Source organism: Promicromonospora citrea (assembly GCF_013004695.1).
Lineage (GTDB): Bacteria > Actinomycetota > Actinomycetes > Actinomycetales > Cellulomonadaceae > Promicromonospora > Promicromonospora citrea.
The window spans coordinates 1-4,915 of record NZ_JABEMG010000211.1 but is presented as its reverse complement, the minus strand read 5'-3'; the positions used below and the strand labels follow the sequence as shown (position 1 = coordinate 4,915).

Sequence of the window (4,915 nt, the reverse complement as noted above, 5' to 3'; positions counted from 1 at the left end):
CGGACGAGGCTCTGGCCGCCGCTGCGGACGCGGGACTTGCGCCGGGTCGGTCCCGCGTGGCCGAGCGGCACGAGGGTGACGCCGGCGAGCCGGTCTCGCAGCTCCCGCCCCGCCTCGTCGTCGGCGAACGGGGCCACGAGCACGACGTCGGCGTCGCGGGCGCACAGCAGCGCCGCGAGCCCGGCGCCGCCGGGGCTGAGCCGGACGCGCGTGACGTCGACGACGGGCACGGGCGCGTCGGGGGCGAACCGGGTGACCGTGCCCTCGACGTCGCGGTCGAGCAGCACGTCGCCGACGACGGCGACCCGGGGCCGTGCCGTCACGACCGCACTCCCCGTGCGGGCGCGGCGGAGCGGGCGTGCCCGGCGGCCCGCTCCGCGACGCGCGCGTCGATCGCGGCGCACAGCGCGTGCACCACGACGAGGTGGATCTCCTGCACGGCCGAGCAGGACGGCGAGGGCACGGTGAGCACGTCGTCGCACAGGGCGGCCAGCGGGTTGGGCGCCTGACCGGTCAGGGCCCAGGTGGTCAGCCCCAGCTCGCGGGCACGCCGCGCCGCGACGAGCACGTTGGCGCTCGACCCCGACGTCGAGAGGCAGAGCAGCACGTCGCCCGGACGGCCGTGGGCGGCGACCTGCCGTGCGAACATCTCGTCCTGGCCGTAGTCGTTGACGATGGCGCTGAGGCTGGACGTCTCGGCGTGCAGCGCGATGGCGGCGAGCGGCACGCGCTCGTGCTCGAACCGGCCGACGAGCTCGGCGGTGAGGTGCTGGGCCTCGGCCGCGCTGCCGCCGTTGCCCGCGACGAGCAGGCGGTGGCCCGCGAGGAGGCGGTCGGCCAGGTCGCGGCCCCAGGCGTCGATCCGGCCGGACGCGGCGGCCAGGTGGTCGAGGCCGGCCACGAGGTCGGCGCGGTGCCGGTGGATCCAGTCGGGGCGGGTAGGTTCTGCGCTCACGGGGTACCTCCTGCGGCGACCAGCGGGGTGGGGACGACCGACGGCGTGCCGTGCGGGCCGTACGTGCTGTGGGGGCCGGGTGCGGCCGTGCTGCCGACGACCTCGGCGTAGGCGTCGGCCGTCTGCCGGGCGACCGACGCCCAGCCGTACCGCTGCTCGGCACGCACCCGGGCGGCGGCGCCGAGGCGCAGCCGGTAGCGCTCGTCGGTGAGCCGGGCCAGCGCGTCGGCCACGGCGTCCGGGTCGCGGGGCGGGACCAGCAGTCCCGTGCGCCCGTCGACCACGGTGTCGAGCATGCCGCCGACCGCCGACGCGACGACGGGCCGCCCGCACGCGGCGGCCTCGAGCGGCACGATGCCGAACGGCTCGTACCAGGGCGCGCAGACCACGACGTCGACGCTCCGCAGGAGCGCGGGCACCTCGTCGTGGCTCACCGCGCCGAGGAAGCGCACGCGGTCGTGCACGCCCAGGCTGCGGGCGAGGTTCAGCAGCCGCAGCACCTCGGGGTCGCCGCCGAGTCGGTCGGGGGGCGGCCCGCCGGCGACGAGGAGCTCGACCGGGCCGCCACCCCGCCCGGCGAGCCGGGCGAGTGCCTCGACGGCGGTGGCGACGCCCTTGCGCTCGACGAGCCGCCCGAGCGACAGCACGCGCAGCGGCCGTCCGGCCTCGTCGTCCGCCGCCGGCGCGCCGGGCGTGAAGGCCCCCAGGTCGACCCCGCACGGCACGACGCGGACGCGGTCCTCCGGCAGGCCCATCCGGCGCAGCTCGGCGACCTCGTCGCGGCAGGTGGCGACCACGAGGTCGGCCTCGCGGCACAGCATGCGCTCGACGGCGAGCCGCTCGGCGGGGCTGGTGTCCGCGGCGCCCTGGTGCCTGCGCTTGACCGCACCGAGGGCGTGGAAGGTCTGCACGACCGGCACCCGAGGCTCGTTGTCCGGCCCGGGCCTGCGCGTGGCGTGCAGGGCCGCGAGCCCCGACATCCAGAAGTGCGCGTGCAGGACGTCCGGCCGCACCCCCGGATCGGTGAGCCGCGCCCCGAGGTCGTCGCCGAACGTAGGCATCCAGCGCAGCAGGTCGTCCTTGGGCAGCGGCTCGGGTGGTCCGGCGTCGACGTGCACGACGTCGACGCCGTCCGCCAGGGGCACGCGGCCGGGCAGGCCGGGGTCGTCGCGCCGGGTGTAGACGTCGACGGTGTGCCCGTCGGCCGCGAGGCGCCGGGCCAGGGCGGCCACGTGCACGTTCTGGCCGCCCGCGTCCGCACCGCCCAGGGTGGCGAGCGGGCTGGCGTGCTCGGAGATCATGCCGATCCTCATGCCGGTCTTCATGCGTCAGCCTCCTGGTCGTGCGGCCTGGTCGTGCAGCTCGTGCAGCAGCCGGGTCCAGCGGTCGAGGAACGTGCCGAGGGGGTAGCGGGCCAGGACGTGCTCGCGCGCGGCCTTGCCACGGGCCGCCGCCTCGTCCGGGTCGTGGAGCCACCGGCGGGCGACGGCGGCGAGCTCGTCCGGGTCGGCGCTCAGCACGCCCGCGTCCGGCGGCACGGCGGCGTACGCCTCGGTGACGGGCAGGGCGAGCACGGGCAGGCCGAGGGCCATCGCCTCCAGCAGCGCGAGCCCGAGACTCGTCCAACGGTAGGGGTGCAGGTAGGCGCGGGCCCCCGCGAGGCGCTCGTGGAGCTGGGCCTGCGGCAGGTCGTGCAGGTGGCCCGCTGCCGTGGCCGCCGTCGGACCGCGCCGCGCGAGGTGCTCGGCCAGCAGGTCCGTGCCCATGCCGTACACCTCGGCGGGCACCCGCTCGGCGACGTGCAGCAGCACGTCCGTGCCGGCCGCGCGCCAGCGGCGCACCGGCTCGTTGACCACGGCGGCCACCCGCTCGCGCTCGCCCGTCCAGCGGTGGCCGGGGTCGGGGATCCCGTGGTCGATCACCACGGTCCTGGCGTCGCCCGTGTCCCACATGAGGGCGTTGAACCGCGTCACGTGCACCACCGGCACCCGGCCGCGCGCGACGACGTCGACGTCGGCCAGGGGGTGGCGCGTGGCCGCGGCAGGTCCGCCCGGGGCGTCGTGCTCCAGGTAGACGGCGGGCACGTCGGTGCCGGCGCGGAGCCCGGTCCACGCGCGTAGCAGGCCGGCCTCGTGCGGGCGCTGGAGCACGACTGCGTCGACGCCCCCGCGGCCGTCCGAGCCGTCGACCGCGCGGCGCAGGGCGGCGGGGGAGACCTCGCGCACGGAGGCGGGCCAGTCCCAGGTGCGGGCCCTGCCGCGCCCGTCGGGCGGCCGGCCGGGCAGCACCGGGACGAGGTACTCGTGCGGTCCCTGGACGAAGGCGGTGGTCCACGACCCGTGGACGTGCCAGAGCACGACCCTCATGCCGGCCACCTCCCGGCGCCGGTGCGGGCGGGCGCGGGACGGTGCGTCAGGCGGGCCACGGCGTCGGCGACCTGGTCGGGCGTCACGCCCGCGAGGCACGGGTGGCCCGGCACCGGGCAGGTGCGGGCCCGGGTGTCGCGGCACGGCGCGGCCTGGTCGCCGAGCAGGAGGTGCGGCACGCCGTAGGGCGCCCACCGGTCGCCCGGCACGACGGGCGCGAAGAGGCTGACGACCGGCGTGCCGACGGCCGCGGCCAGGTGCGCGGGGCCGGTGTTGCCGACCACCACGCACGCGGCCGCCTCCAGCACGGCGGCGAGCTCGTCCAGGTCGGTCCGCCCGCCGAGGTCGGTGGCGCGGTCGCCGGCGACGTAGGCGGTGAGCCCGCGCTCGGACGCGGCACCGGTCACCACGACGTCCCAGCCGTCGTCCGCCAGCCGCGCGGCGTAGGCGCGGGCGTCCTGCGGGCGCGGTGCCCGGGCGGGGACGGAGGCGCCGGGATGCAGCACCACGGTGCGCGCGCCGTCGCCGGCCGGCGCGGCGGGCAACGGGCGGCGGACGGCGAGCAGGCCGGCGTCGTCGTCCGGCAGGCGGGCGCCCGCCTGGGCGGCGAGGTCGAGGGCCGCGTCGACCTCGTGCAGCCCCGGCGGACGGCGGTGTCGCACGTCGAGCAGCGTGCCGGGGTAGTCCTCGCTGGTGGCCACCACCCGGGGGATCCCGGCCAGCCGCGCGAGCAGCGCCATGGGCAGCGGCGACTGGTGGAACGACGTGAACACGACGGCGAGCCGGTAGCGCCGCGCGGCGAGGTCGGCCACGAGGTCGAGCACAGCCTCCCGTGACACGGCGGGCGGCTCGGCGCCGGACCACGGCGCCTCGAACCGCAGGGTCTCGGCGACGCCGGGCAGGAGCGCGGCCGCCTGGGCGCCCTCGCGGGAGACGAGCAGGTCCACCTCGTCGTAGGTCGCGGCCAGGGCCCGCACCGCGGGCCCGGTGAGCAGCACGTCGCCGTCGCTGTCCAGGCGGACGGCGAGCACGCGGGCCGGCTGCCCGGCAGCGGTTTCAGGAATGGCCTCAGGAGTGCTCACAGCAGCGTCACCGCCTCGGCGAGGGTCGTGGCCACGGCGGGTGCCCCGACCACCTCCTCGCGCCGCGTCACCGGCGTCGGGACGAGCACCGTGCGGGCGCCCGCCGCGACCGCGGCGCCGACGTCGGCGCCGATGTCGCCCACGACGGCGCACTCCGCCGGCGTGACGCCGAGCACGGCGGCGGCCCGCAGCACGAGGCCGGGCTCGGGCTTGCGGCAGGTGCACGCGTCCTGCGGGGCGTGCGGGCAGCGCTGCCACGTGTCGAACGGTCCGAGCAGCTCCGCGACGCGCGCGTCGACGGCGTCCACCTGGTCGCGCGTGAGCAGGCCCCTGCCGATGCCCGACTGGTTGGACACGACGCCGACGAACAGCCCGTCGGCCCGCAGCGCGTCCAGGACCGCGCGGGCCCCGGGCAGCGGCTCGACGGCCGCGGGGTCGCCGTTGTAGGGCACGTCGCGCACGAGCGTGCCGTCACGGTCGAACAGGACGGCGCGCAGGGGCGGCGGCCAGGC

Annotated in this window: 5 protein-coding genes and 1 pseudogene; all 6 read right to left on the bottom strand. The window is 78.3% G+C overall.

The annotated features are described in order from the left end of the window. Positions 1-323: pseudogene (locus tag HLB15_RS22385) on the bottom strand (PfkB family carbohydrate kinase); the annotation flags it as partial. Further along, on the bottom strand, positions 320-955 hold the full coding sequence (locus HLB15_RS22380) for a D-sedoheptulose-7-phosphate isomerase (RefSeq protein ID WP_212760243.1): 636 nt from the start codon (positions 953-955) through the stop codon (positions 320-322). The gene HLB15_RS22380 and the pseudogene HLB15_RS22385, both read right to left, overlap by 4 nt. Beyond that, complete coding sequence (locus tag HLB15_RS22375; RefSeq protein ID WP_171108803.1) at positions 952-2,268, bottom strand: glycosyltransferase; 1,317 nt, start codon at positions 2,266-2,268, stop codon at positions 952-954. The genes HLB15_RS22380 and HLB15_RS22375 overlap by 4 nt, the downstream gene beginning before the upstream one ends. A gap of 15 nt (positions 2,269-2,283) precedes the next feature. Further along, entirely contained in the window at positions 2,284-3,321 is a 1,038-nt protein-coding gene (locus HLB15_RS22370; RefSeq protein ID WP_171108797.1) for a glycosyltransferase family 4 protein, read from the bottom strand. Then, positions 3,318-4,403 (bottom strand): glycosyltransferase family 9 protein, encoded by a 1,086-nt coding sequence (locus HLB15_RS22365; protein ID WP_229785573.1) that lies wholly within the window; start codon positions 4,401-4,403, stop codon positions 3,318-3,320. The genes HLB15_RS22370 and HLB15_RS22365 overlap by 4 nt, the downstream gene beginning before the upstream one ends. Continuing rightward, positions 4,400-4,900, bottom strand: a complete 501-nt coding sequence (locus HLB15_RS22360; RefSeq protein ID WP_171108799.1) for a D-glycero-alpha-D-manno-heptose-1,7-bisphosphate 7-phosphatase — start codon at positions 4,898-4,900, stop codon at positions 4,400-4,402. Before HLB15_RS22360 ends, HLB15_RS22365 begins: the two co-directional genes overlap by 4 nt. Positions 4,901-4,915 lie beyond the last annotated feature (15 nt).

Coding starts and splice junctions, on each gene's coding strand:
- HLB15_RS22375 (WP_171108803.1), bottom strand. CDS start 2,268: ATGAGGATCGGCATGATCTCCGAGCACGCCAGCCCGCTCGCCACCCTG.
- HLB15_RS22370 (WP_171108797.1), bottom strand. CDS start 3,321: ATGAGGGTCGTGCTCTGGCACGTCCACGGGTCGTGGACCACCGCCTTC.